This window comes from Clostridium sp. AF21-20LB, from assembly GCF_003478795.1.
Taxonomy (GTDB): Bacteria; Bacillota; Clostridia; order Lachnospirales; family Lachnospiraceae; genus Otoolea; species Otoolea fessa.
In genome coordinates this window covers 61,070-86,238 of record NZ_QUGD01000001.1, presented here as the reverse complement: position 1 = coordinate 86,238, position 25,169 = coordinate 61,070, and the positions used below count along the sequence as shown (strand labels likewise).

At 45.7% G+C, this 25,169-nt stretch carries 28 protein-coding genes and 3 pseudogenes; 25 read left to right on the top strand and 6 right to left on the bottom strand.

The genetic code is table 11. The features are described from left to right. Positions 1 to 78: 78 nt before the first annotated feature. On the bottom strand, positions 79 to 1,824 hold the full coding sequence (locus tag DWX76_RS00425) for a diguanylate cyclase domain-containing protein (protein ID WP_243022405.1): 1,746 nt from the start codon (positions 1,822 to 1,824) through the stop codon (positions 79 to 81). Between the two features lie 340 nt (positions 1,825 to 2,164). Between DWX76_RS00425 and DWX76_RS00420 the strand changes: the two genes are divergently transcribed. After that, positions 2,165 to 2,428: a hypothetical protein gene (locus DWX76_RS00420; RefSeq protein WP_333489792.1), complete on the top strand. Its 264-nt coding sequence runs from the start codon at positions 2,165 to 2,167 to the stop codon at positions 2,426 to 2,428. 12 nt (positions 2,429 to 2,440) lie between these two features. Continuing rightward, positions 2,441 to 2,755 carry a hypothetical protein gene (locus DWX76_RS00415; RefSeq protein WP_333489793.1) on the top strand — a complete coding sequence of 105 codons (315 nt, stop codon included), beginning with the start codon at positions 2,441 to 2,443 and terminating at the stop codon, positions 2,753 to 2,755. 411 nt (positions 2,756 to 3,166) lie between these two features. Here the strand turns inward: DWX76_RS00415 and DWX76_RS00410 are convergent, their stop codons facing one another. After that, positions 3,167 to 3,505 carry a winged helix-turn-helix transcriptional regulator gene (locus DWX76_RS00410; RefSeq protein WP_107000743.1) on the bottom strand — a complete coding sequence of 113 codons (339 nt, stop codon included), beginning with the start codon at positions 3,503 to 3,505 and terminating at the stop codon, positions 3,167 to 3,169. Positions 3,506 to 3,624: 119 nt separating this feature from the next. Between DWX76_RS00410 and DWX76_RS00405 the strand changes: the two genes are divergently transcribed. The 3 genes from DWX76_RS00405 to DWX76_RS00395 all read left to right on the top strand — a co-directional run bounded on the left by DWX76_RS00405 (position 3,625) and on the right by DWX76_RS00395 (position 4,950). After that, on the top strand, positions 3,625 to 4,020 hold the full coding sequence (locus DWX76_RS00405; protein WP_107000742.1) for a pyridoxamine 5'-phosphate oxidase family protein: 396 nt from the start codon (positions 3,625 to 3,627) through the stop codon (positions 4,018 to 4,020). Between the two features lie 142 nt (positions 4,021 to 4,162). After that, complete coding sequence (locus DWX76_RS14135; protein ID WP_147341939.1) at positions 4,163 to 4,273, top strand: DUF2200 domain-containing protein; 111 nt, start codon at positions 4,163 to 4,165, stop codon at positions 4,271 to 4,273. Between the two features lie 65 nt (positions 4,274 to 4,338). After that, positions 4,339 to 4,950: a sugar O-acetyltransferase gene (locus DWX76_RS00395; protein ID WP_015553463.1), complete on the top strand. Its 612-nt coding sequence runs from the start codon at positions 4,339 to 4,341 to the stop codon at positions 4,948 to 4,950. Positions 4,951 to 5,076: 126 nt separating this feature from the next. Here DWX76_RS00395 and DWX76_RS00390 read toward each other — a convergent pair whose 3' ends face one another. The 4 genes from DWX76_RS00390 to DWX76_RS00375 form a co-directional block, all read right to left on the bottom strand. Further along, positions 5,077 to 6,099, bottom strand: a complete 1,023-nt coding sequence (locus tag DWX76_RS00390; RefSeq protein ID WP_118569943.1) for a helix-turn-helix domain-containing protein — start codon at positions 6,097 to 6,099, stop codon at positions 5,077 to 5,079. Then, positions 6,096 to 6,482 (bottom strand): ArsR/SmtB family transcription factor, encoded by a 387-nt coding sequence (locus DWX76_RS00385; protein ID WP_118538464.1) that lies wholly within the window; start codon positions 6,480 to 6,482, stop codon positions 6,096 to 6,098. The genes DWX76_RS00390 and DWX76_RS00385 overlap by 4 nt, the downstream gene beginning before the upstream one ends. Positions 6,483 to 6,535: 53 nt before the next feature. Next, positions 6,536 to 6,898: a CGGC domain-containing protein gene (locus DWX76_RS00380; RefSeq protein WP_118569942.1), complete on the bottom strand. Its 363-nt coding sequence runs from the start codon at positions 6,896 to 6,898 to the stop codon at positions 6,536 to 6,538. A 244-nt stretch (positions 6,899 to 7,142) separates the two neighbouring features. Then, positions 7,143 to 7,586: an Rrf2 family transcriptional regulator gene (locus DWX76_RS00375; protein ID WP_117796831.1), complete on the bottom strand. Its 444-nt coding sequence runs from the start codon at positions 7,584 to 7,586 to the stop codon at positions 7,143 to 7,145. A gap of 127 nt (positions 7,587 to 7,713) precedes the next feature. On the opposite strand from DWX76_RS00375, the gene DWX76_RS00370 reads away from it, so the two are divergent. The 20 genes and pseudogenes from DWX76_RS00370 (at position 7,714) to DWX76_RS00270 (ending at position 25,142) form a co-directional block, all read left to right on the top strand. Further along, a complete protein-coding gene (locus DWX76_RS00370) occupies positions 7,714 to 8,739 on the top strand; it encodes an NAD-dependent protein deacetylase (protein ID WP_243022404.1) in 1,026 nt (341 codons plus the stop codon). Beyond that, complete coding sequence (locus DWX76_RS00365; protein WP_118569941.1) at positions 8,690 to 9,571, top strand: NAD-dependent protein deacetylase, SIR2 family; 882 nt, start codon at positions 8,690 to 8,692, stop codon at positions 9,569 to 9,571. The genes DWX76_RS00370 and DWX76_RS00365 overlap by 50 nt, the downstream gene beginning before the upstream one ends. A gap of 16 nt (positions 9,572 to 9,587) precedes the next feature. Next, a pseudogene (locus DWX76_RS14690) lies at positions 9,588 to 10,460 on the top strand (hypothetical protein); the annotation flags it as partial. Beyond that, positions 10,414 to 10,521: pseudogene (locus DWX76_RS00355) on the top strand (DNA-3-methyladenine glycosylase I); the annotation flags it as partial. The pseudogenes DWX76_RS14690 and DWX76_RS00355, both read left to right, overlap by 47 nt. A gap of 247 nt (positions 10,522 to 10,768) precedes the next feature. Then, positions 10,769 to 10,987: a cation transporter gene (locus DWX76_RS00350; protein ID WP_107000734.1), complete on the top strand. Its 219-nt coding sequence runs from the start codon at positions 10,769 to 10,771 to the stop codon at positions 10,985 to 10,987. Between the two features lie 98 nt (positions 10,988 to 11,085). Beyond that, positions 11,086 to 13,086 (top strand): heavy metal translocating P-type ATPase, encoded by a 2,001-nt coding sequence (locus tag DWX76_RS00345; protein ID WP_118569940.1) that lies wholly within the window; start codon positions 11,086 to 11,088, stop codon positions 13,084 to 13,086. A gap of 316 nt (positions 13,087 to 13,402) precedes the next feature. Continuing rightward, positions 13,403 to 13,540: pseudogene (locus DWX76_RS14130) on the top strand (LysR family transcriptional regulator); the annotation flags it as partial. Positions 13,541 to 13,662: 122 nt separating this feature from the next. Beyond that, entirely contained in the window at positions 13,663 to 14,133 is a 471-nt protein-coding gene (locus tag DWX76_RS00330) for a flavodoxin (protein WP_107000731.1), read from the top strand. A 192-nt stretch (positions 14,134 to 14,325) separates the two neighbouring features. Further along, positions 14,326 to 14,982, top strand: coding sequence for a TetR/AcrR family transcriptional regulator (locus DWX76_RS00320; RefSeq protein WP_107000730.1), 657 nt, complete (start codon positions 14,326 to 14,328; stop codon positions 14,980 to 14,982). Then, entirely contained in the window at positions 14,979 to 15,725 is a 747-nt protein-coding gene (locus DWX76_RS00315) for a YoaP domain-containing protein (RefSeq protein ID WP_118471486.1), read from the top strand. Before DWX76_RS00320 ends, DWX76_RS00315 begins: the two co-directional genes overlap by 4 nt. A gap of 220 nt (positions 15,726 to 15,945) precedes the next feature. After that, positions 15,946 to 17,130 (top strand): AI-2E family transporter, encoded by a 1,185-nt coding sequence (locus tag DWX76_RS00310; protein ID WP_118569939.1) that lies wholly within the window; start codon positions 15,946 to 15,948, stop codon positions 17,128 to 17,130. 3 nt (positions 17,131 to 17,133) lie between these two features. After that, positions 17,134 to 17,406: a hypothetical protein gene (locus DWX76_RS14120; protein ID WP_243022403.1), complete on the top strand. Its 273-nt coding sequence runs from the start codon at positions 17,134 to 17,136 to the stop codon at positions 17,404 to 17,406. Positions 17,407 to 17,718: 312 nt separating this feature from the next. Further along, a complete protein-coding gene (locus DWX76_RS00300; RefSeq protein WP_118469243.1) occupies positions 17,719 to 18,258 on the top strand; it encodes a histidine phosphatase family protein in 540 nt (179 codons plus the stop codon). Positions 18,259 to 18,555: 297 nt separating this feature from the next. Next, complete coding sequence (gene tnpA, locus DWX76_RS00295) at positions 18,556 to 18,996, top strand: IS200/IS605 family transposase (protein ID WP_118569938.1); 441 nt, start codon at positions 18,556 to 18,558, stop codon at positions 18,994 to 18,996. Then, positions 18,959 to 20,080, top strand: coding sequence for an RNA-guided endonuclease TnpB family protein (locus DWX76_RS00290; protein ID WP_118569937.1), 1,122 nt, complete (start codon positions 18,959 to 18,961; stop codon positions 20,078 to 20,080). The genes tnpA and DWX76_RS00290 overlap by 38 nt, the downstream gene beginning before the upstream one ends. Before the next feature lie 251 nt (positions 20,081 to 20,331). Beyond that, positions 20,332 to 21,000 carry an aspartate/glutamate racemase family protein gene (locus DWX76_RS00285; RefSeq protein ID WP_118569936.1) on the top strand — a complete coding sequence of 223 codons (669 nt, stop codon included), beginning with the start codon at positions 20,332 to 20,334 and terminating at the stop codon, positions 20,998 to 21,000. Positions 21,001 to 21,240: 240 nt separating this feature from the next. Then, a complete protein-coding gene (locus tag DWX76_RS13865; RefSeq protein ID WP_181986263.1) occupies positions 21,241 to 21,378 on the top strand; it encodes a hypothetical protein in 138 nt (45 codons plus the stop codon). A 4-nt stretch (positions 21,379 to 21,382) separates the two neighbouring features. Then, positions 21,383 to 22,726 carry an MATE family efflux transporter gene (locus DWX76_RS00280; protein WP_118569935.1) on the top strand — a complete coding sequence of 448 codons (1,344 nt, stop codon included), beginning with the start codon at positions 21,383 to 21,385 and terminating at the stop codon, positions 22,724 to 22,726. A 291-nt stretch (positions 22,727 to 23,017) separates the two neighbouring features. Beyond that, positions 23,018 to 23,866 (top strand): DNA adenine methylase, encoded by an 849-nt coding sequence (locus DWX76_RS00275; RefSeq protein WP_118493355.1) that lies wholly within the window; start codon positions 23,018 to 23,020, stop codon positions 23,864 to 23,866. Beyond that, positions 23,853 to 25,142, top strand: coding sequence for a type II restriction enzyme (locus DWX76_RS00270; protein ID WP_118481831.1), 1,290 nt, complete (start codon positions 23,853 to 23,855; stop codon positions 25,140 to 25,142). Before DWX76_RS00275 ends, DWX76_RS00270 begins: the two co-directional genes overlap by 14 nt. Positions 25,143 to 25,169 lie beyond the last annotated feature (27 nt).

The following is a 25,169-nucleotide window of genomic DNA, read 5'->3' as shown; positions in this document are numbered from 1 at the left end:
AAAAAAATCCTGTTCAATATATGAATATGAGCAGGATTTTTCTATTTACAACGATATTTTTTACAATATTTCCTTCGATTATCCGGAAAATTTTTCACTGTAATGACTTTTCATATCCTCCCAGTCCATGAACAATACATAAAATACTTTGCCATATTGCTGGCTCTCAACAATTCTCCCATGGTCAAGCACAGACAGATACGATCCATCCGCTCTTCGTAAATGAAAGTGGATATAGTCATTTCCATTGCCATTATCAATCTGTTTCCAAATGCTTGCTTCTATCTTCTTCTTCTCATCTTCCCGTATCAGGTTGCTGAAACTTTTCTTTGTAAGTCTGAATAGTTCATCCATATCTTTATATCCGGCCATATGAAGAAACTCCTGATTTGCATAAAAGAGTTCATCATCTTCTTTGTCTGCTCTGTATATGATAAATGCTCCTGGAAGGTGCTCGGAGATATCCCTAAATGCAAATCCCAGTTGTTTACGAACCCTTAATTCAAGTCCTTCCCTATAAGCCATGCAGCCATTTTTTCCATGAAGTTTTATTTCGTAAAGGGCTGCATCTGCACAGCGCATAAGCTGTGAACGGTTAGACGCAAATGTCGGATATTCCGAATATCCAAGAGAAATATAAAATGGATATTCTTTTCCCTTATATGAAAATGTCTTTGGAGCCATAGTGAATTGCTGTAGCTTCTCTTTTACATCCTCGTAGGAATAATTTTTTAAAAGAATACAGAACTCATCTCCACCATTTCTTCCTAGTAACGCATCAGACGGGAAAAAAGCTTTCATACTGTCTGCCAGACTCCTTAATGCTTTGTCTCCGTAAACATGTCCATAGATATCATTAATAAATTTAAAATCATCAATATCAAGGAGTACAGCCACAAATTTCGCTTTCGGATTTTTATTAATCATCTTTTCTGCCAGTTCATCGAATCCATAGCGATTGTAAATACCTGTAAGAGAATCTGTGTGTGCCAGTATTTGAAATTTGTTTTTATTTTCTTTTGATACCAGCCACATCCGGGTAAGAGTTACCAAAAGCATGGTAATCGCAATAAAGAAAACACTGATTACTGCTATTAATGTATTGTTTCCCCAGCCATTTTCAGGCATTACTTCAAACTTCCAGTTCTCCGTTCCTATCGTAAAGTCATAGGAAACAGGATTCGTTAATTGACGATCTGACTGATAAATAATTTTATAATTATCACTCCATGGATTATCCGTTTTGGAAAGACTATATTCATATCCAAATTTCGAAAGCGCACTTGTCGCATCTGAAAAAATATCCGGAACACGAAGGATAACAATGGTAAATCCCCAAAAATATTCCTGCCCGTTTTCATCTTTCAGATAAATAGGATTGCGGACAGCAATTCCATATCCACCTTGTTTCAATTCAAAAGGTCCCTGTGTAACGATTGTATGATGATCTCTTGCATATATGGAAATTTCACCACGTTCTTTATCATGAATCAGATCAATCTTACCTGCCTCATTTCCATCGGCCGGATAAATATCCGTTACAATACCAGCCGGAGCAAGCTGTACGCTTTCAACAGAATCCGACATAATATTTTTTGCAATTGTGTCAAATTGATTGATTTCTCCAGTTCCGCTGATCAAAAGCTGTTTCAGAACATCTGTAATCTCTATTCCATTTATAATCTCATTCTCTATACGTTCTCCATAGGTTGTTGCATTTAATTGTGCTGTTGTGCGGCTCTGCTCTTTTTCATGAGTATCTGTGTTGTATACGACTAAACTAACAAGGCATATGCCCATTAAAAAAAACGAGAAGAGGCACAAGTGTCTTTTTTTTCACCTGATTCACCTCGTTTTATCTCAGTCGAGAAGACTCCCACCTCTTCAGGTGGTGAGTAATAGCAAATTTGTCTCAGTGGGAGTTGGGTCTCTGACTGATGTTTTTATAATTAAGCATTATATCACGGAAGTAAAAAAATTGAATAAATTTTGCCCAAAAAGTTATAGAACGTTTTTACATTGTACTGATAACGTTTTCCTTGCGTACAATGGAAAAGAGAAGTAGTGCTCCTAAACAAATAAAAAAAGTACAGTTTGATTGTTGGATTGCTTGTTTTTATGGCATCTTTTCTTTTGGAATTCAACATGGCGGTTACGCTTCTTTATGGACAGCCGACTGAACAAAAATGGCGGAACGCTTATTTTCACTACGCATTATCCGGAACTGCTGGATGAATATGACCGAAATGACGGAATTTGTATTGTAAGAAACCGTAATGGCATTACAGCAGAAAATTTGAGCCATATATTGAAACGTAATGATATTAAAAAGAGTGATGCCTACCAGAGCGGTTTCCTTGAGGGAACAACGCCAGCATATGAAGCGTATATGCGCTTGAAGAAAAGCCTGGCTGCTTCAATCAATTAAGGAGGCAGCAGAATGGAATTAGCAAAATATAAGGCGTGTATATGTGAAGGATCTGCCGAAGAAGCTATTATCGACATACTGGTTGATAATGATCTTCTGATTTTCAAAAGAGAAGAAATGTTGGAAGAATGTGTTATCCGTTGCAGAAGTGCTAAACGATTCGAGGAGCGATACTTACGGAAAGGATTTGATGAGCAGATTTCTGTGATACGGATTTTGGATTCTCGCAGAGAGGAATTTCGATTGAGTAAAGCATATGATCAGTTTAAGCGTTCTGGAAAAAAACAAGCGAATTTTGTAAAACAAATCTTCGGATGCATGATGTGAAGTCGTATGATTTTGTGAAGCAGTATTTCAGTAACCCACAGCTCTTGGTGAAAGCCATAAAAGAGTATCGCAGAACAGCAAATATCCCCAAAGGAGAATACAGCTTGTCTGATTTGCTGAGATGAGCTTTGCTTTTTTAATACATTGGCCGTGACTCAAATGGTCACCAGGAGATAAACGGGTACCAGTTTACAGAAAACAGAATAGAATCGTCTTCGATGCCTCGTTGGGAAACCAACGGGGTATTTTTTTGCCCCAATCCGACTGCATAGGACACTAAAAAAGTCAAAACGAACCGTAGGTAGTCCTGCAAGGACAACCAAAGCGCGCCTACGAGGCCAACGCGAAAACGGATGTTCCTTGAAAACTGAATAGCTTATATGCTACCCATATTCGTAGGAGAATATTTCATCATTCTTTATCGTTTAAATATTGAATATACTCGTTTCCCCATATTTCCAACTCCTTCAGTACTTTCCTGAATTTTTCTCCAATATCACTTAATTTGTATTCTACTTTTGGTGGAATCTGCTGATATTCTATGCGTTCAATCAAGCCTTCTTCTTCCAACTTTTTCAGCTGTCTTGATAGCGTTGTATGTGTCATTTCTTCTGGCATTTTTCTTTGTAATTCATTAAACCGGATGGGGCCATCTGTTAACAAATACATAATATACATAGACCATTTACCTGTTAAAACTTTTTGCGAAGTCACATACGGGCAAAGCCCAAATAGATTTTTCTTTTCCATATATACGTTCCTTTCTGATACCAGTATCGTAAAATATCGTACTTGTTTGTTTTCTCCTATGATATATAATTATACGCATAAAAAATAAAAATACAATTTGTTTTCAGGAGGATTTTGAAATGAATGACGTAGTAAAATATTTGCAGGAATGCGGAACTTTTTATCTTGCCACGGTAGAAGGAGACCAGCCACATGTACGCCCATTTGGTGCTGTATGTGAATTTGAAGGAAAACTTTATATTGTAACGAATAATAAAAAAGATGTTTACAATCAGATGAAAGTAAATGGAAAAGTTGAAATGTGTGGAATGAACAAAGGTACTTGGATTCGTGTGAAAGGTGCAGTAAAAGAAGATACTCGCCGTGAAGCTCGTGTAGCCATGATGGAAGCAAATAAAAATGCTCTCCAGTCTATGTATACGGTTGATGACAATTTGATGACGGTATTCGTTTTTGAAAGTGGCATCGCAACTATTTATTCATTCACAGAAGAACCGAAGGTTATCAATCTGTAAAATTTTGAGTAATGTACATTACGGTTTGTCAGACTGGAAATTCCCCGGCTGATGTTTGGCGCTGCGGGCGGCGGCACATATTCTTTATTATCCGGAAGCGTGGTATACGCTGCACATAGACGCACCTGAGGGAGGGACGAAAATGGAAACTGAAAAAGTATATGCCATGCCATTTGCAAAAATATATCCCATGCTGGTGGATGAGCTGGCTAAGGGCAAAGTGATGGAGAAGATCAAGCGGAGAAACAAATGAGGGAGGGGAAAGCAGCCTATTACACACCGACAGAGAATGTGGTATAATCCTTGAGGAAACATTGTATGGAAAGGACAAACACGATGAACGCTCTGGATATTATGAAACGCCCTGCCGCCTACGTAAGCGGCTATGAAAACACCCCCACGGAGGAACAGAACCGTGCAAAGCAACTGTGCTGGGAGTACAACCGCACCGCTCCCAACGAACAGGAAAAGCGGCGCAGCATCCTGCAGACCCTGCTGGGCACCTGCTCTCCCATGACCGGCATTCAACCGGATTTCCACTGTGACTATGGCTTCAACATCCATACCCACGGCTTGGCGGTCATCAACTATAACTGTGTCATTCTGGATACCTCTCCGGTAAACATCGGAGCAGGTGCCTTTATTGCCCCCGGCGTATGCCTTGCCTGCTCCGGTCATGCCATCGACCCGGAGCAGCGCAGCCACGGCATTGGAACCTCAGCACCTATTACGCTGGAGGAAAACGTCTGGATCGGTGCAAATTCCACCGTCTGCGGCGGCGTTACCATCGGGGCAGGCTCGGTTATCGGGGCGGGAAGCGTCGTCACCCATGACATTCCCGCCGGTGTCATCGCAGCAGGGGTGCCCTGCAAGGTGATCCGCCCCATTACCGAAAAAGATAAGTTCAAGCCGGAGGATATTCTGTTCTGAGAAATTCAGATCGGAAACGCTGAAAAAACATACGCACAAGCTCTCCGGGGACATTTTTGTTTTTTGCCATGCTTTTCTGCGGGGAGAAGGCATGTTATACTGGGAATGACAATTCGGGATTTTTCATTACAGTGTTTTGCTAAAGGAATCCGATGGAGCTATACCCTGGATTTTTCTGTATTCTCTGGGTGACATTTTGACGATAGACTGAAAAGCGCTTGAAAACTTTCCCTGGGTTTGGTAGCCTACCTGGGAAGCAATATCCGCGATAGTGTCATTTGTTTCTCGTAATAATTTCATAGCCTGACGCACTCGAAATTCCTTCATATAGGTGGCGATAGGCTGACCGTAGACTGCCTTGAATATCTCCTTTAGAGTGGAGGTATTTATCAAATACTGTTTGGAAAGTTCTGCAATCGTAAATCGTTGCTCCAAGTGCTCTGTCAACTGTTGATGAATTTCTTTTATTAATTCGGTTTGCTGGGAAAAGTATTGAGTCAATTCTTTATGCTCCGATTTCATGTTGCTCAAATAAATCAAAATTTCCAGCACCTTCAATTTCAAGAGGGAAATTCGAACGGACACAGGAGCAGAAAAGAGTGGGGCAAAAATATGCTCTAAATCGGAACAAGACGGGATTGCGGATGGCTTTCCGGAGCAAAATCGATTCTGTAACTGGTCTGCTTCCACACCGGCATTCTTTAAAACTTCCGGGCAAATGGAAGAGAGCTGTTTCAGATCCACGGAAATGGAAATTCCCTCTGAATATCCTAGGGGAAACATCATGGCGGAATCCGCGCAGCAGGCCATACTGTGTGCTGTCACATCACCTGTACCTAAATAGACGGCAGTACCGCCGTGCATATTCCAACCCACGCGACCACTGCGACAATAGTAAATTTCTAAAACAGAATCCGAAGCATCATGCCGAAACCTGACCTCTGAAGCAAGAAAAACATTGAAGGATACCTCTATTCCAGGAAAAGTTTCATATGCCTCCATACACCCTTTTCCAGCGGTAACCGCTCGAAACTGTTCTCCAAAGAGTGTAGTACCCGTTCCACCAGCCCGGCAATGCTTCAAGGCGAGGGTGCCGTTTGGGATCTTTTGAAGTTTTTGAGCGATAACTTTGGATTCTTCTTTTTTCATGGCGTTCCTTTTTGTTTTTCTACTTGCGACGGACAGGCGATTTTTACAAGCCACTCAATCATGTGGTGGAAATTTCGGGCCTGCTCGGTATCAGCCGCTTTATAATAGACCTCTTTTCCGTCCCGGCGGCTAACGATCAGACCCGCTGATTTCAACTGCTTGAGATGGTGAGAAACTGCAGGACTGCTCATATTTACCATGGCTGAAAGATTGATAACACATTCCTCACAGTGGCAAAGCAACCAAAAAATGCGAATACGGCTGCCATCTCCCAGCTGCTTGAAAATATCAGCTACGGTTTGAAAGTTTTCTACGCTGGGCATATATTCCAGTTCATGCTCGATAGTTTGTCCGTGGTCGTGGGGTAAGTGGTTCTGAATCATTTAGCACTCCTCCTTGAAGTCTATCTTATCATAGACCGGAGAGAAAAGAAACTTTACTTTTGAGATGTTTCTGGTTCAGGGCCAGCGTCATGGGTGTAATCCAAGATACGGACACCATCGCCTACCTCTTTCTGCACCAGCTCTCGCATACGCTTAGCAAAAGGACAGGGGTAACCAATGGGAGTCCCTTTGCTGATGCAAGAAGCAAAAGCAATGGTGTCAGCGCCCTGTTCTACCAGAGAACGGACCCGCAGCACCGCTTTTTTTCCGGGGCAGCCGCCGCAGTTGATGAAGCCCACTAACTGAATATCATCCTCTCCCATAAAAGCGCCTTTTCTCTCTCGGATTGTCCGAAAATCCCGGCTTCCGGGGCAGTAATCCTCTGTCTGCATACAACGAATAATGCCAAGTTTCATATTAGTTTCCTCCTTAATTTAGGGCCTGCCATTCAGATTTGGCCGGTCCATTGTCTATTATTATGTAACCAGATTTTCCAACAGCTGGATGGAAATGTCCTCGTAGTAGCGATCCTCTTTAATCATTCACAAAATACGGGGTATAGGTCTCTCCGGTTCTCAGTATAGCTCCGCAAGGAGGTTCTGTATTTCCCGTTCAGAAGAATTTTTCTCCCAAATGGAAGAGTTTCTGAAAATCAATCCGTCATAAACGCTGCAAGAGCGTCCCTTCTAACTTCATGTGATATTGTTCCAGTACATCTTTCAGTGTAATTTCTTGCATTCTTTGTTCCGCTTTTTTTTGAATGTCCAAGTAAAAATCCCGCAGCACCAGTTGAATGTTCACGCCCACGCCACAAGCGGGGTTGGTGTGGATGTCCTGATGGAGCAGGGGCTTGTTGCCCTCTACTGCTCGATAGACATCCAGTAGAGTGATTTTCTCCGGCTCACGAGCCAGAGCAGGTCGGGGATGTCCCTTCACGCTGATCAGCAGTCCACCTTTCCGCAGGGCGGACATGAGCTGGCGCACATAGGCAGGATTTGTCTGAATGCTCTCTGCCAGCTTGTTACTGGTCAGATCGCAGTCTGGGTACAGAGCGATAAAAGCTAGAATATGAACAGCATCGCTAAGGCGGGTTGGATATTTCATGGCCTGATCTCCTTTTTTGTTTTGATGTTATTTTTATTATAACAGCATATTGACAGTGACGCAAGGGGATGCTAAAATAATTTGAAGTAAGAATAAAAATAACACCAACTTGAAAGGAATGGTGACAATGAACTTCTATGATGATCTGGTCATGCAGACCCAGATGAATTATTCCAGACACTATCATATCTATGCTTCCGGCAGTACGCCTTATCAGCTGACTGACAAAAAGCCGCTGCCGTATAGCGAACAGATTAATCGGTTGGTACAGGAGGTAAAGGAAGCTGACTGTGTGGTAGTGGGCGGGGCCTCCGGCCTGTCCGCTGCTGGTGGCGGAGATTTTTACTACGAGGACAGCGACTCCTACCGCAAATACTTCCGACCTTTTGCCGAGAAGTACCACTTCAAAGGTGCTTTTGCAGGGATGATGCACCCATGGAAGACAAGGGAAGAGTATTGGGGGTATCTCGCCACCTTCCTTCACACCACCCAGACCGCACCTGTGCGTCATCCCTATCTGGATCTGGACGCTTTGCTGAAAGGCAAGGACTTCTTCATCCTCACCACTAACCAGGATACCCAGTTTGTCAAACTCTACCCGGAGGAGAAGGTGGCGGAGGTCCAGGGGGATCACCGCTTCCTCCAGTGTGCCGCCTGTTGTACCGATGACACTTGGGATGCGGTAAAGCCGGTGGCTGATATGGTAGCCGCTATGGGGGATGGCACGAAGATTCCTACGGATCTCATTCCCCGGTGCCCCCACTGCGGCGGTGAGGCATTCCCCTGGGTGCGAGGATATGGGAATTTTCTGCAAGGAAAGAAATACGAAGAACAGTACGAAAAAATTTCTCGCTATGTGCTGGAACACAAAGACAGCAAAATTCTGTTTCTGGAACTGGGCGTTGGCCGAATGACTCCCATGTTTATTCAGGAGCCTTTCTGGAACCTGACCCTCAGCTTTCCCCATGCCCGGTATATTGCTGTCAACAACAAGTATGACTTCCTGCCCAAACAGTTGGAGGACAAGGGCATGACCATTGTGGCCGACATTGCTCAAGTGCTACGGGATGCACGGGACACCATGGCAGCGGAGATAACGATCAATGAGGGTTGCAAACCAAGCGACGATTCAGGAACTTGCCGAGCGTATTGATCAAGCAGATGCTGTTGTGATCGGAGGCGGCTCCGGCTTGTCAAGCGCGGCTGGATACGACCACTACCATTGGTCCCAGGCACTTTCGGAGGCATTGGCTCCATTTCGCGAACAGTATGGCTTCACCTCCCCGCTGGCTGGATTCTACCATTGCTTTTCCAGCTATGGGGAACAGTGGGGGTATTACAGCCAATATATCCGCTTCATGTGGGAAGCCCCTACTGGGCAGCCCTATCTGGACCTGCAGGCGCTTGTTGCGGACAAACCTGCTTTTGTTCTGACCACCAATGTGGATCAGCAGTTTTTTCGAGTATTTCCTCAGAAACAAATTTGCGCCTTTCAGGGAGACTTTAGCTACTGCCAATGCAGTCAGCCCTGCCGGGATGATATTGGGGAAAACCGCGAACTGGTGAAGGAACTGACTGGTTGCTTGGTAGGTGTTCGCCTGCCGGAGGAGGCTGTTCCCCGTTGCCTGGATTGCGGGCGAGTGCTGGTGCCCTGGGTACGAGATGATACCTTTCTGGAGGGAACCTTCTGGCAGGATAGTCTGCATCGCTACCATAGATTCCTGCGACACTGGATAATGGATCAGTCCGACAAAAAAGTCCTGCTGTTGGAACTTGGCGTGGGTGAGATGACACCCAGTATCATCAAACTAGCCTTCTGGGAACTTACTGCCAAAAACGAAGACGTCTTTTATGCATGTCTTAATCGAGAGGTATCTCATAGTCCGGAGCATCTGCGGGGACGCAGCCTGTATCTGCAAGGAGATTTGGCGGAAACTCTGGCTGCTCTCCGGCAGGCGCGATCCATCGCAGCAACCATAAAATAGAAAGGAGCGAACGAATATGATTGATTGGAAACCCATTGCCGAAAAATTCAGAGAAGCGGACGCTATCCTGATCGGGGCCAGTAACGGCCTGTCCATCACCGAAGGACTGCATTTGTTTGCAGATAATGCAGCCTTTGATGAATTGTTTGGAGATTTCAAACAAAAATACGGCTTACATTGTATTTTGCAGGGAATGATGGCCGGATGGCCCAGCGAGGAGAAAAAATGGGCCTTCTGGGCCCGGCTCATCCATCATTACTGCGGGCAATACCAGCCTACGCCGGTGATGAACGATTTGAAGGCCATTGTGGGAGAGAAGGATTACTTTGTCGTCACATCAAACGGAGAAGGTCACTTTGAACGGTGTGGTTTCGATCCGACGAAAATCTATGAGATTGAGGGCAACTGGTTTACGATGCAGTGTGCCCGCCCCTGCCACGACACCCTCTATTCAAGTTTAGAGGTGGCCGAAAAATTATCGGTTGCGGAACAGGGCGGCCATGTGCCTACAGAGTTGGTGCCGCGTTGTCCCAAGTGCGGAGGTCCCATGGACATCCACATGGGCGCGGGTCAGAGAATGATTCCGGATACCGCTGCCCAGGCACGGTTCCAAAACTTTCTGAAAACCTACCACGGAAAGAAACTGGTGGTTCTAGAGCTGGGCATTGGCTGGCGCAATCAGCTGATCAAGGCCCCGATGATGCGCCTGGTGGCCGGCGAGCCAAACGCCACTTATGTGACCATCAATCTGGGGGAGATCTACATTGCGGACAATATCAAAGAGAAGTCCTCGGACTGGACGGGCGGCTGGATGAGCTGCTGCCTGCTCTCCGGGAGGCGTGCGAGGCATGAAGTTTGTGGGGACCATAATCATCTATGCCTATTTGCAGGCGGTGGGAGCTATCAACTCTCATGAATCAATTTGCTTTCTGAATCCTTTGCAGCAGTAGAAAATGCAGAAAATAAAACGCCGGGAAGTTGACTCAAATTGTCAATGCCTCCCGGCTTTTTACCGGGTACTGGAATGTGCCGATAAAAGCTGCATTTTGCCCAAACAGAAGAACCCTTTTCCCGAATAGCAGGATATGGGTTCAAAGCGTTGACGAGGACGGTTTTCCTGCGTATGATGAAGATACAATTAAACGATGATTTAATTGTTCTGACAACAGGAACAAATTAAGAGAGGAGATTTTCAAAATGAAAAAGACTTACAAAATCGATGTGGATTGCGCTAACTGCGCCAACCTGATGGAAGATGCCGCCCGCAAGACCAGCGGCGTACAGAGTGCTACGGTGAACTTTATGACCCTCAAGATGAACGTGGAGTTCGAGGAAGATCAGGATCCCAAGGCTGTTATGCAGGAGGTTCGCAAAGCCTGCAAGAAGGTGGAACCCGACTGCGAGATATTTCTGTAAGCCAGCGAAACGAAATGCCCTGTCGAGCGGCAGCTTGCAGGGCATTTTTTCTCTTAGATAAATAAACGAATAAGCAATTGTGAAAGGGGTAAAACGAAATGCAGGAGTATATCATCAACGGTCTGCTGATCGTGGTGGCTCTGCTGGCCGTGATCCTTCAGATCATCGGCATGCGGCCCTCCGCCGGTATGACCAAAAAACAAAAAGTGATGTTGTGGCGGATTCTGACTGCTACGGTTCTACTGTTAATTTTGCAGATCCTGGGCGCAGGCGCATTTGAAGTGTTTGGCTCGGCAGGCCGCTGGGTACGTCTGGCTGTGTTCTTGGTGGATTATCTGGTTATTGGCTACGACATTCTGAAAAAAGCCGGAAAAGGTATCCGTAACGGTCAGGTGTTCGATGAGCACTTTCTGATGGCGGTGGCTACGCTGGGGGCTCTGGCACTGGCTGTATATGAAAACGGCGACTATCTGGAGGCCATTGCGGTGATGCTGTTCTACCAGGTGGGCGAATGGTTCCAGTCCTACGCTGTGGGCAAGAGCCGCCGGAACATCAGTGATCTGATGGACATCCGTCCTGATTATGCCAATATCGAACGGGAGGGAAAACTGGAACAGGTAGACCCGGACGAAGTGGGTATCGGCACCATTATTGTGGTACAGCCCGGTGAGAAAATTCCTATTGACGGTACCGTAGTGCAGGGAGAATCCACTTTGAACACTGCCGCTCTCACTGGTGAAAGTTTGCCCCGTGAGGTCAAGACTGGCGATGAGATCATCTCCGGTTGTATCAACATGACAGGTTTGCTCCATATTCAGACAACCAAGGAATTTGGCGAGTCCACTGTCTCCAAGATTCTGGATCTGGTGGAGAACGCCTCCTCCCGGAAGTCCAAGTCGGAGGACTTCATTTCCCGCTTTGCCAAGATCTACACTCCTGCGGTGTGCTATGCCGCGCTGGCGCTGGCTGTATTGCCGCCGCTGGTACGGATGTTTGCCATGGGGCTGGATGCAGGCTGGGAGACCTGGATCTATCGTGCGCTGACCTTCCTCGTTGCCAGTTGCCCCTGCGCTTTGGTCATTTCCATTCCTTTGTCCTTCTTTGCAGGAATTGGCGGAGCCAGTAAGGCGGGCGTTCTGGTGAAGGGGTCCAACTATCTGGAGACCCTGTCACAGGCTAAGATCGTGGTCTTTGACAAGACCGGTACTCTGACCCAGGGCGTGTTCGAGGTCAACGCCATCCACCACAACGAGATGGACGAACGCAAGCTGGTGGAGTACGCGGCCCTGGCAGAGAGCGCTTCCAGTCATCCCATCAGCAAGAGCTTACAGAAAGCCTATGGCATGGAAATTGACTGCAGCCGTGTAACCAATATTCAGGAGCTCAGCGGCAACGGTGTCATCGCCACAGTGGATGATCATCAGGTCGCGGCTGGAAACGACAAGCTCATGAATCGTCTGGGGGTCCAGGCTATTCCGTGCCACAGCGTAGGCACCATTATTCACATGGCGATTGACGGGAAATATGCCGGGCACATTGTTATTTCCGATATCGTGAAGCCTCACTCCAAGGAAGCCATTCAGACATTAAAGTCGGCTGGGGTTCGCAAGACTGTGATGCTTACTGGTGACGCCAAGAAGGTGGCTGATAGTGTAGCCTCCGCACTGGGGCTGGATGAGGTTTACAGTGAACTGCTTCCTGCCGACAAGGTGGAGAAAGTGGAGCAGTTGATTCAGAACAAGCCGGAGAAAGAAAAACTGGCTTTTGTGGGAGATGGCATCAACGATGCCCCGGTGCTTCGCCGGGCAGACATCGGCATTGCTATGGGCGCTATGGGTTCTGACGCTGCCATTGAAGCTGCGGATGTAGTACTGATGGATGACGATCCAATGCAAATTTCCAAAGCAATCAAAATCTCACGCAAGTGCCTTGGCATCGTCTATCAGAACATCGTGGTGGCCATCGGCGTAAAACTGGTCTGCCTCGTGCTGGTCGCTCTGGGCTTCGCCAATATGTGGCTGGCCGTGTTTGCGGATGTGGGCGTGATGATTATAGCCGTCCTCAACGCTATCCGGGCACTGTTTGTGAAAAATCTTTAAAGTTCAGAAATAAACAAAAACAAAAGGGGGGATCCTTCCCGCATGAAGGCTTTATTTTAAATTGGTCCCTCAGAAGCATGTGTCAGTGAAGTTGCAGACAAACTGAATAGGTCAGAGTCCGCTGTTTCTCACCATATCCGTATTTTACGCATGAAAGGTTTGGTTCGCTGGCGCAGGAGTGGAAAGGCTATTTACTATGTTCTAAAACGCTTATTTTCACTACGCATTATCCGGAACTGCTGGATGAATATGACCGAAATGACGGAATTTGTATTGTAAGAAATCGTAATGGCATTACAGCATAAAATTTGAGCTATGCGGTGAATTTGCGGCAGTAGAGACCTTGGCAAGGATATGTAAAACGTATAAAGAAAAATACCCACTGATTCAGATTGAACTTCATACCGCAACAGCAGATACGGTTTATGAGATGATGAAAAAAGGACTTGTAGATAGAATTCAATATAAGCATTAGACATAATAAAATAATGGGTATAAAATAGATGTATAAGAGAAATTCAAATCTTATACATCTATTTTTATACAAGAAATTTGCAAAGAAAGGGGCTTTTTATTATGAGTAAAAAATTAGTGGCATTTTTCAGTGCAAGCGGAACAACAAAAAAAGTAGCAGAGATGATTGCAGAGGAAGCAAAAGCTGATTTATTTGAGATTGAGCCAAAAGTTCCATATACAAAGGCTGATCTTGACTGGATGGATAAAAAATCTCGGAGCAGTGTGGAAATGAGTGATAAGAAATACAGACCGGAGATTATGAAGAAAGAGATAGATATGAGCTCTTATGATGAAATCCTTCTGGGATTCCCTATCTGGTGGTATGTAGCTCCAACAATTATCAATACATTTTTGGAAGCCTATGATTTCAGCGGTAAAAAGATCGTTCTTTTTGCAACATCCGGTGGAAGTGGATTCGGTAATACTGTAAAAGAATTGCAGCCATCCGCACCAGAGGCTGTTATCACAGAAGGCAGTCTGTTAAACCGCGGAACAAAACAGAAAGTCAGTGAGTGGGTAAATTCTTTATAAACAGCAGTGTTATGGAAGTATACAGAATATGGAAAAAATGGTACAGACAGCAGGAAGAAATGCGCTTGGCGAATTTGCGCCGGAGTTTGCACATTTTAACGAAAGGGCATAATTTTTTCATTCGTTCTTGACAAGTAACCATTCGGTAACTATAATGTAGTTACGATGGTTACTTTGATAAAGGAGATAATTATGGCAGAGGGTACAAAGGAACGGATTTTGAGAACAGCACTGGAACTGTTTGCGCAGAACGGCTATCTGGGGACATCTATGAATGATATTGCAGGGCAGTTGGGAATTACGAAAGCTGCTTTATATAAGCACTATGCCAGCAAACAGGAAATCTTAGATAAGATCGTGGAGCGAATGAACAAGATGGACTATGAGCGCGCTGAGGCGTATGAAATGCCGGAAACGGAACCAGACGGCTTTGCGGAAGCATATCTGCATACACCAATTCAAAAAATTCGCACATACAGCCTTGCCCAGTTTGACCATTGGACAAAGGAGCCGTTTTCCTCCAATTTCCGTAAAATGCTGACGCTGGAGCAATACCGTGATTCCAAGCTTGCACAGCTTCACCACGACTATCTGGCGGGCGGTCCTCTGGAGTATATGGCGGCCATCTTCCGCAAATTGGCAGATTCTGATGAGGAGGCTATGCAGCTGGCGTTGGAATTCTATGGGCCAATGTATCTTCTATACAGTGTCTACGACGGTGCGGAGGAAAAAGAATCGGTTTCTTCCTTATTGGCGACACACATTGATCGCTTTATTGCCAAGGTTGAGGCTGGTTACAGATCAGAAGCTGCCGGGACAGCTGTTTTAAGCAGGAGGAATAACGGATGAACTATATTCGGATCACCAAAGACAATATTGACAAGGAACATATCTGCTGCGCCATGTCCGGTAAGCAGAGTGTTGTAAAAAAGGAATGGCTGCGGCAGCGCTTTGATGATGGACTTGTTTTCTATCGCAGTGAGGAACGCGGTAAATGCTTTATTGAATACATTCCGGCTGAAAACGCCTGGGTGCCGATTGCGGCAGATGGTTATCTTTACATTAACTGTCTATGGGTATCCGGCTCCATGAAGGGACACGGATACTCAAATGATCTGCTGGAGGCGTGTATCTGTGATGCCAGGGTGCAGGGAAAGAAAGGTATTTGCATTTTGTGCGCGGAGGGCCGAAAGCGGGAATTCCTCGCTGACCCGAAATTCCTTACTTATAAGGGTTTCCGTGTGGCAGACATATCCGACTGCGGAATCAATCTTATGTATCTTTCCATTGAATCGGGGGCACAACCGCCGTATTTCAAGGAATGTGCGAAACATCCGGTGATTGAAGAAGCAGGTTTTGTTCTTTATTACACCGATCAATGCCCATATACCTATTATTGGGTACCAAAGGTGCAGGAGGCGGCAAAGGAACATGGTATCCCGTTCAATGCCATCCACATCACTGACAAAGAATCAGCACAGAATGTACCTGCACCGGTCACGACTTATGCACTGTTTCGGGACGGTCAGTTTCTGACACAGAGTATCCAGTCAGATAAAAAATTCCTGGCGCTGGCAGGTTTACAAAATTGATTTTACTCCGCTATTTTTGAGTCGCAACATAATGTTATCAAATGAAATGGAGAAAAAACGAATGAAAAATATATTGATTATTTCAAGCTTGCCAATGTGACGTGTCTTTGACCTGCGCACAATAAAGCTATCGTGCGATTCACAAGGAGTGAGTATAAAGCCCTGCAAAAGTGCTTTCGGATTTAAAAAAGGGATTCCGATACTGACAGAAAGGAAAAACATGGAGAAAAAATTGCAAAATCCAACCTCTAACAAAAATGAAACACCCGCACCGCAGGGAGGCAAATGGTCGGACGAGACGATCATTCGCTATATCATCCGTGCTTTTTTGCTGCTTATTGTATTCGCATGGGCTCTGGTAAACCTTGACGCTGTTTTGTGTTTTCTCGGCAAGGTGCTTGCACTGTTCACTCCGTTTCTGATCGGCGGCGCGATTGCTTTTTTGATCAACGTAGTTCTTCGGCCAATGGAATGCTGCTGGAACAAGGCGTGCCGAAAAGCTCCTGCAAAGCTGACCCGCCCCGTGTGCCTGACAGCAAGCACCTTGCTTATCCTTGGAATTCTATTTGCTGTGGTATTTATGATGCTCCCCAGCTTGCGGGAATCCGGCGATGAGTTTATCCAAAACATTCCGATCTATGTGGAGGAAATCGGGCGGTGGTGGGCTGACGTTGTCCAGTTTGCTGCAAAATATAACATTGTCCTGCCCGAATATGTCATAGACTCTGACCTGTTGATTGAGAAGGTCACCGCCTTGATCAGTGACGAGAAAAGCGGGATTCTCACCGTGACATGGGGCGCGGCAACCTCTGTCCTGTCGGTTTTTGTAGATGTTCTCTTGGGGCTTGTTTTTGCACTTTATTTGCTTGCGAAGAAGGAGGTCGTCGCGGCACATTTGAAAAAACTCATTGAGACAGTCCTTCCGCAAAAGACGGCGCAGCGGCTTCTTAGTATTGCCGCGCTGACCAATCAGACCTTCACAAATTTTGTCAGCGGCCAGCTTACCGAAGCGGTTATCATCGGTGTTCTGTGCTTCTTTGGAATGCTGATTCTTGGGATTCCGTATGCCGGTGCTGTCTCCGCGTTTGTGGCCGTCACTGCGCTGATGCCGATTTTTGGCGCATGGATTGGCGGCGGCTTTGGTGCGTTTTTGATTCTGCTGGCAGAACCTGGAAAGGCTCTGTGGTTCATTCTCTTTCTGATCGTTTTGCAGCAGGTGGAGGGCAATCTGATTTATCCCAAGGTGGTCGGCAAGTCCGTCGGACTTCCTGGACTGCTTGTGCTGATGGCTGTTACGATTGGCGGCGAAGCATTCGGCATCTTAGGGATGCTGTTCAGCGTTCCCGTCTGCGCCGTGCTGTTCAGCCTTTATCTGGAGTTCATGAAGAAAGCAAGCACCCTTTAAGTTGTGGTCTATTCAACAAAGACCACGGCAATTATCGAGCATATTATTTACGATGAGATGGATGACCATTACGGCGCAGAGCTGGAATATCCCTGGAATGACTGGAAAGCTGTGCTGAGGCGCAACGACAATAATAAATGGTATGGTGTGGTTCTGAAAGTATCTGCTGATAAGTTGGGGGAGTCGGAAGCAGCCGGCATTGATCTAGGGCTGCCGTTCGAGGAAAAACGAAGGGTTTTCGAGGGAGGCAAGTCAAATGGAAGACGTTCGACTTGAATTATTCATTAGTTCTTGATAAGTAACCATTCGGTAATCATAGCGTAGTTATCGAATGGTTACTTTAATGAAGAAAATAATTATGGCAGAAGGCACAAAGAAACGGATTTTGAGAACAGCACTGGAACTGTTTGCGCATACGTGCCCAGTAAAGGATAGAGTTGTATCTTAACCTGAGTATAGTTATAATACAATTATGACAGCTGCTTTCCCAGGATTATCAATGACGAAAATGATGTATGACGATGATAGGCAGCAGGGAATTTCCTGGGTATAAAAAAGCTTGCGAAGCTAATGAGAAGGGATGACATCATGGGACATTTTTATTTTGTAAGACACGGACAGACTGTGTGGAATGTGGAGAATAAAATCTGCGGAGCAACAGACAGTCCGTTGACGGAGCATGGACGGCAGCAGGCGGCTGAAACCGGGAAAAATATTGTAGAAAGCGGAATCAAGGCAGATGAAATTCTCTATTCACCCCTTAGCCGTGCAGCAGATACAGCAAAAATTATTTCTGAAATGAGCGGGATTCCCTGTAGGGAAGAACCAAGACTCATAGAGCAGAACTTTGGAAAATGGGAGTCTACGCCGAGAGACGGCAAAGAGTTTAAGATGGCGAAAGCGTCATTTGCCTGCCGATATGAAGGGGGAGAATCCATGCTGCAGCTTGCACAGCGTATCTATAATCTGCTGGATGAGATAAAACAGGAGTCTGACCATAAGACATACATTCTGGTGGCACACAATGGAATTTCAAGGATGATTCAGTCTTATTTTACGGATATGACTAATGAAGAATTTGCATCCTTTGGCGTAAAAAACTGCCAGGTGGTGCGGTATGACTTCTAATATGTATGACCTTTCCGGTCAGGCTGCGCTCTCGACCAAGGGATATCGTTTGGAATTATGGAGAATGGAGTTTTCCAGATTTAACAACACTTTGCAAGAATTCTCCCATCCTCTCTAGGTGGTGAGATGAATTGCCTTTTGGGAAAATCATGCAATATCTGGCATATTAAAACTGCGCATATCTGTGCACATGAATGAAAACAAATATAGAAGAACAAATGTTCTGAAAGGCATAGACAAACAAGTGTTCCTGTGTTATAATATAATCAGTCGAAAGTAAAAAGAAAGGCTGATTTTATGAGAAAATTGGACAGTAATGCACATTCAGTGTTTCTACTCTATTATCATTTGATTCTGGTTATAAAATATCGAAAAAAGATACTGACGAATCCTGTTTCTGAGCGTGCCCGGGAGATTTTTGAATATATCGCTCCGAAGTATCATGTTACATTAGAGGAATGGAATCATGATCGGGATCATGTTCATATTATGTTCCGAGCCCATCCGAAATCGGAACTCAGCAAATTTATCAATGCGTATAAAAGCGCAAGCAGCCGATTGATTAAAAAAGAGTATCCGGAGATTCGGCAGAAGCTTTGGAAAGAAATGTTCTGGAGCCAGAGTTTTTGCCTGTTAAGTGCTGGTGGTGCACCCATTGAGGTTATCCGCCAGTACATAGAAACACAGGGAGAAAATAAGAGTGAACATCGTGTACCGTTTTCGGATTTACCCGAATAAATCTCAAAAAGAACTATTTGCATGGACATTTGGTTGTGTGCGTTTCGTGTATAACCGGATGCTGGCAGAGAAGATAGAATATTATGAGAAAACCGGAAAAGTATTAATAAAGGTTACGCCTGCAAAGTATAAGGCAGAGTTTCCGTGGCTGAAGGAGGTAGACAGTCTGGCGTTGTGTAATGCACAGCTGCATCTGCAGACAGCCTATAAGAACTTCTTTCGGGATTCTTCGGTTGGTTTTCCGAAGTTCAAGTCAAGAGAGAATCCGGTAAGAAGTTATACGACAAACTGCGTAAATGGAAATATTACTTTGCAGAATGGTAAACTGAAACTTCCGAAAGCAGGTTGGATCCGCATAAAACAGCATCGGAGTATCGATGATAGTTATACTTTGAAGGGCGCCACCGTCAGCCAGGAAGCAGATGACAAATATTATGTATCATTACTGTATGCGGCAGAAAAACCGGAACATAAAATCAGGCCAGTAAAAACCGCAATCGGGCTTGATTTTTCCATGAATGAATTGTATGTAGATTCCACTGGAACTCATGCAGATTATCCTCATTTTTTCCGAAAATCCCAGGAAAAACTTGCAAGGGAGCAGCGCAGGTTGAGTCATTGCAAAAAGGGGAGTAGCCGTTACATGAAACAGAAAAAGAAAATAGCCAGACTCCATGCTCATATTGCACGTCAGCGGAAAGATTATCTGCACAAGGAATCCAGAAAGATAACCAATTTTTATGATCTTGTGTGCATAGAATCTTTGAACATGAAAGAAATGAGCCAGGATTCAAGGTTTGGAAAGAGTGTTCATGATAATGGATGGGGAATGTTTACTGATTTTCTTTCCTACAAATTAGAACGTGCCGGTAAGAAACTGGTTCGTATCGATAAGTGGTATCCCAGTTCAAAAATCTGCAGCTGCTGCGGAAAACTCAAAAAAGAGCTGAAACTGGAAGACCGTATGTATAGCTGCACTTGCGGAAATCAGATGAATCGTGATGAGAATGCAGCTATCAATATTTGCAGAGAAGGCTTGAGAATATTGGGAGTTGAACTTGATGCAGAAAGAAAAATCTCCTGATTTTCCCCAAAGAACATAGATTTTGTTTGGGACTGCGTAGATACGAAACAGTTCCGCTCATAATAACAGAACCGTGGGACACACGGGGATAGCTCGCCTATGCTTTGCCCAATAGGGCAATCGAACGAGAAGCCCCCACTTCAAGCGTTAGCTAAGTGGAGGGAGTATGTCACGGAGATATTCCAATTGCTGCCTGAGTATTTTGCTCATGAAAGTATTTTTAGGAAACCAAGAGAGAAGGAACGTATAATATGAAAACATATAAAGTTGGTCTGATTCGGGTGCTGACCACAGAGGACGAGGAATTGCTGCAGCTGCATGGAAAGCTGATAGAATCGTATTTCCCTATGTTCCAGGTGGTGTCACGATGTATTCCGGATCAACCGGAGGGAATTCATGACGATGAAACATTCGCTGTAGGTGTACCTAAGGTGGTGAATCTTGCAGTGGAACTGTGGAAGGAAGGCTGTCAGGCTATTATTATCAGCTGTGCCGGTGACCCGGGAGTTCCGGAGGCAAGACAGGCCGTACCGATTCCGGTTATAGGAGCGGGATCCAGTACTGCTGCATTGAGTCTGTTTTTTGGCAGTCATCCGGCTGTGTTGGGGATTACTGAAGATGTACCGTCAGGATATCAGCGGATATTCGGTGATCGGATCGTAGACAATGCAAAGGGAGATGGGGTAGAAAATGTCCTGGATTTGATGACAGACAGAGGATATGAGGCCACCATGAAAGCAGCGGCTGCGCAGAAAGAGATGGGTGCCGATGCGATTGCCCTTAGCTGTACAGGAATGTCCAGTATCCGTATTGCTCCTTCCATCGAAAAGACAGTAGGAATTCCGGTTCTGGATCCTGTTTTGTGTGAGGGACTGCTGACATTGTTTGAGCTATTGAGAAGAGAAAATATGGAGGATTAGGAGTTAGAATTAGGAAGCTTCGTCTATACTAAAATATAGGCGGAGCTTTTTTGTGTATAATGATTGTATCTTAAATGGAAGATCGATTATAATATAAATAGACAGAAAAACTGGCGGTTTATATAAATATTATGCTGGGTACACATACATTCCCAGCAGCTGCTGAACACAGTAAAAGGCAATGGAGGCACCGGATAACCATAGCTGCAACTGTGGCGCAGAAAGTGAATGAGTGAAATTATGAAACGAATTAACAATGTTATGCCAATTATTTCTGGACCCTGTTTTGGTTTTGCCGGAATTTTTGCACACGAATTACGGATCGCACTTGCTAAGTTCGTGCTTTTGGGTAAAAAGCAGGAAGTTGTGGAGGAATAGGATCATGTCAAAAGATGAGTATTTGATTACCGATGCGCCGCTGAAAGCGTTGACGGTTTTTGCAATGCCGATGATTCTCGGCAGTTTTTTTCAGCAGGTATACAATATGGCGGACTCCATTATCGTCGGCCAGTTTGTGGGTTCCTCCGCACTGGCGGCGGTTGGCGCCTGTGCAGCGCTGACGAATGTTTTCATTTGTGTGGCACTGGGGGCCGGTGCTGGTGCAGGTGTGCTTGTGAGCCGCTATTTCGGTGCCAAAGAGTATGGAAAAATGAAAACGATTGTGTCTACATCACTGATTAGCTTTTTGCTGCTGAGCATCATCCTTGGTGTCTTTGGCTTTTGTTTTTCCCATGCGATGATGAGCGGATTACAGACTCCTGCCGATATTCTGGAGGAAGCAGTGCTGTACCTGCGGGTCTATTTTGTGGGCTTTCCGTTTTTGTTCATGTACAATATTCTCTCTACCATGTTCACTTCCATCGGTGAATCAAAAATTCCGTTGGGACTGCTGATCTTTTCATCAATCCTGAATATTGTAATGGATCTTTGGATGGTAGCCGGTCTGGGACTTGGCGTGTTCGGTGCGGCGCTTGCAACTTTGATCGCACAGGGCATTTCGGCTGTGTTTTCACTTTTGATTTTTTTTAACCGGATGCGGCGGTATAAGAGTATCTTTGCCTGGTTTGAGGGACAGGAGCTGCGCTCGATGCTTCGGATTGCTGTTCCGTCGGTTCTTCAGCAGTCTACCGTATCCATCGGTATGATGATCGTACAGGCGGTGGTAAATCCTTTTGGCACACAGGCACTCGCCGGATACGCGGCAACGATGCGGGTGGAGAATGTTTTTTCCCTGATTTTTGTGTCCATCGGCAATGCGGTTTCCCCATTTGTTTCCCAGAATCTTGGCGCAAAAAAAACCCAGCGCATCAAAAAAGGCTACCACGCAGCATTGGTGCTGGATGTGTGTTTTGCGGCGCTTGCTTTCCTTGTCATTGAAACGCTGCACACACAGATTTCCGCACTGTTCCTTGGAAAAGACGGAACCGCCCTGGCTTATCAGGTGTCTGGGGATTATATGAGATGGCTTGGTTACTTCTTTATCTTTATGGGAATTAAAATGGCGACCGATGGAGTCCTTCGCGGACTCGGAATCATGCGGCCATTCCTCGTTGCCAACATGGTAAACCTTGCGATCCGCCTGTCCGTGGCATTGATCGGTGCACCACGTTTTGGCATTGATTTTGTTTGGCTTGCCGTGCCGGCAGGATGGCTTGCCAACTTTCTGGTTTCCTATGCGGCACTGAGAAAATCCTGGCCGACTGAGAAAGTGGAGCCGTCTCGATAAATTTGGTTTTACTGAGAATAAAGGATATTCAATTGCATATAATTGTAATAAACGTCATGCAAAATGTGACTTAGGTTTAGGAGAGAAGTATACGAGTCAATGATATAGCTTGAGAATACATAAGGAATTTCCGGTTCTAATGCTGGACATCCACCCCAAAGTCAAGTATAATGAACTAGAACAGTTGTACGATTATAATAAACGGGTAATCAGAGCACAAGCGGACATCTGATTTCCCGTTTTTGTATTGCAATGTATCCGGAAGACAAACAGAAGGAGGTACCCTATCCGATGTCAAGAAAAAATCCGTTCGTCATGCCCATCCTCAAATGGGTAGGCGGCAAACGGCAGCTGCTGGACAGCATCAATCCGCTGATCCCGGAATGTTCGACCTATTATGAGCCGTTTATCGGGGGCGGTGCGGTGCTCTTTGGGAGACAGCCGAACAAGGCGGTGATCAATGACTCCAACGAAGAGCTGATCAATGTATACCGGATGATCAAGGAAGAGCCGGAAGCGTTGATTGCGGCGCTGAGCGCCCATAAGGAACAGAATTGCGAGGAGTATTATTATACGGTGCGGGCGTGGGATCGCGACAAGGAGACGTATCAGACGCGGACCAACGTCGAGCGGGCAGCGCGGATCATTTACCTGAACAAGACCTGCTACAACGGCCTGTTCCGCGTCAACAGCTCCGGCGAGTTCAATTCTCCGTGGGGCAGATATAAGAATCCGAATATCACGAACGAGGCGACTATCCATGCGCTGAATGCGTATTTAAATAAAGCAAACATCACGATCAAATGCGGCGATTACCGCGAGGCGTTAAAGGGCATCCGGAAGGGCGCGTTCGTCTATTTTGACCCGCCTTATATGCCGATCAGCTCATCGGCGTCGTTCACGGGCTACACCGCGGGCGGCTTCGGGGAGGAAGAGCAGATCGCATTAAAAGAGCAGTGTGACATGTTGAATGCAAAGGGCATCAAGTTCCTGCTTTCCAATTCGTCCTGCGAATTTATCGAGGATTTATATAAAGATTACATCATCGACCACGTGGATGCCAAGCGCGCGATCAACGTGAAACCGGAGAAGCGCGGAGAGATTCAGGAAGTTCTGGTACGCAATTATGAGCTTGATTGATGATAAATGGAGAATTTTATTTGATAAATACCGGATTGAGCGGGAAATTGAGAAACATGGGCGGTTTTACATCACCGCTGACCAGATCCGCGAAGTCAAGGAACCGCGTTTGATGACGAAATTTGACACGCGGGAATCCCTGCCGCGGGTGTTTGGAAAGAAGATTTCGATTCTTCCGGTGTCGCGCGGCGGCTATGTGCTGGGCGAGTTTGACTTGTATCAGGATTTTCCGGAGATTCCGTCCGATATCAAACGGGTGACGAGCGCGAAGATACCCGATTACTTTGAGTCGATCGACCTTCATGACATCCGCTCGGAAGCCAGCGCGATCAACGTTATGAGCATCACGGGGATTCTGGATGATTTTCTGGGCGAAGATCGCATGGTGCAGACGGTTTCGGGGCGGATGGGGTCTGGAAATTTTGAGTTTTATGTCAGCGACTATCAAAAATCAGAGCTGATTGAAAAAAAGCCGCTTATCCAGGTACAGAATTCGCAGGTCGAGATCGACGGCGGATTTGAAAATGAGAATGTATTTACGCTGATCGAGGGAAAAAACGTCGTTCACAGCAATTTTCTGATCCGGCAGCTTTATTATCCGGCGAGACTCTGGGCGGAGAAGATACACAAGCCGATCCGTCCGGTGTTTATGGTGTATTCGAATAATATTTTCCGCCTGCTGGAATATGAATTTACGGACCTGCGCTACTACAATTCGCTGCGGCTGGTGCAGGAGCGAAATTACAGCTTAGAGGAAATCGAGATCACGCTGGATGATTTATACGATGTCTGGGCACGGACAAAGGTCAAGCCGGAACCGGCGGTTACCTTTATCCAGGCGGACAGCTTTTACAAGGTTATTTCACTGGTGGAACGGCTGAACGAGAATCCGATGACGGGCGGGGAGATCGCGCAGCTTTTTGGATTTAAGGAGCGACAGTCGGACTATTATTTCAACGCGTGCCGCTATCTGGGGCTGGCGGAGAAGCAGACGGATGAGGACGGCGTGAAAGTGCATATCACGGCGATAGGAAGACGGCTTTTGAAACTGCCGTATAGGGCGCGCCAGCTCGAATACGTCCGCCTGATTCTGGAACACCCGATTTTCCACGATTTATTTGAAGCTGCCCTTCAGATCGGAGATGTTCCGGACAAGGAGTATGTTGCAAAGAAAATGCGGGAATACCAGGTCTGCGGGGAAAATCTGATTGTGCGAAGGTCAAGTTCAGTGCGGGCATGGCTGTACTGGATTCTGACGCTGGTGAACGAAGGATAGGGAAATGGTGCGGAATTATTATATGTA